General features: G+C 70.4%; 2 protein-coding genes. Both read right to left on the bottom strand.

Going from position 1 to position 1305, the window contains the following annotated elements:
• On the bottom strand, positions 1-569 hold a 569-nt coding region (locus RBH18_RS43830; RefSeq protein ID WP_306216438.1), incomplete at its 3' end, for a caspase family protein.
• 6 nt (positions 570-575) lie between these two features.
• On the bottom strand, positions 576-1175 hold the full coding sequence (locus RBH18_RS43825) for a 4Fe-4S single cluster domain-containing protein (RefSeq protein WP_306216440.1): 600 nt from the start codon (positions 1173-1175) through the stop codon (positions 576-578).
• Positions 1176-1305: the final 130 nt, after the last annotated feature.

Here is a 1305-nt window from a genome sequence, read left to right as displayed (position 1 = left end):
TGCCGCAGCGGACGGCTGCCCGGCACCGACCCGGCACGGACCAGCCCGGGCAGGAGGTCGGTCAGGGCCGGCGGTTCGACCAATGCCGGAGCGAGGCGCGGCGGTAGCTCGTCCTCCCCGCGCATGCCGCTGCGGGAGTGGCAGCTGTCCAGCACGGACACCAGCAAGGCGCCGCCGGCCACCACCTCCTCGACGAGCAGCGCCAGCTCCTTGTCGTACAAGTCCGGTACAGTCCCGGTCCGGCTGTCATGCAGGACCGTGGTCTGGCAGAACCCCGATTCCTCGGTGGACCAGATCTCCGCGGAAAGCGGCGCGGTCGAGCCGTGCCCGCTGAACCAGAAAAGCGCCGTGTCCTGCGGTCCGGCCTGGCCGAGATGGTCCCGGAAGGCCTCGATCACCGCATCGCGGGTCGCTTGTTCGTTGCGGAGCTCCAGCAGGTTCAGGTCCGCGGCGGCGACCCGTTCCCGCAGCAGGCTCGCGGCGAGGTCAACGTCGTTCGAGCAACCGCGGAGGTCGGGCTTGACGGCGAGGTAACGGTCGACGCCGACGAGGAGCGCATGAAGGGCCACGGGTGATCAGTCCTCTCGGTGGGCGGCCTGGAAGGCGGACGCCAGTACCGGATCGGGGACGCCCACCATCAGGAGGTCGTCGCCCGCCTGCTGCAGTTCGATCGCCCGGACCCGGCCGGCGAAGTCGTACCCGATGTCGGTCAGCAGCCCGGACAGGTGGTGCACCCGCTGGTTGGTGCTTCCCCGCAGGCCGAGGCCGTCGTCGCGACTGCGCACGTAGAGGCCGTCGATCAGCACGTCCACCTCCGCGAGCAGATTCGGGACGCCCGGGTTCGGCGGATCGTCCAGCAGCCGCTCGAGGCGGTAACCGGTGAAGCAGATCAGGTCGAGCTCACGGTCCTGCCTCATCAACCTGATCACCTCGCTGAGACCAGTGGCCTGCTCCATCGGCTCGCCACCGGAGAAGGTCACGCCCCGCACGTCGGGCCGGATGGAGAGCGCCTGTGCCGCCTCCCCCGGCGTCATCGCGGTGGCCGGCCGCACCGGGATCCAGCTCTCGGCGATGCATCCCGCACACCGGAACGGGCAGCCCTGCACCCAGAGCACAGAACGGAGTCCGGGGCCGAGTGCCCGTGTTCCTGTGGTGATTGCCGCGACGTTGAGCATGAGCGAGGCACTCACCGGGGATCCGGCACACGTGGCACGGAGACCGGAGTCAGCGACTGCCCGGCCGCCTCGGTGACCGAGGGCCTCGCGAGGCCGAGTGTGACCGCGTCGAGGTACGCCGCCTTGGCCG

It is taken from the genome of Actinoplanes oryzae, from assembly GCF_030757795.1.
GTDB lineage: Bacteria > Actinomycetota > Actinomycetes > Mycobacteriales > Micromonosporaceae > Actinoplanes.
The sequence above is the reverse complement of the archived record's forward strand: the minus strand, read 5'-3'. Positions and strand labels throughout refer to the sequence as shown.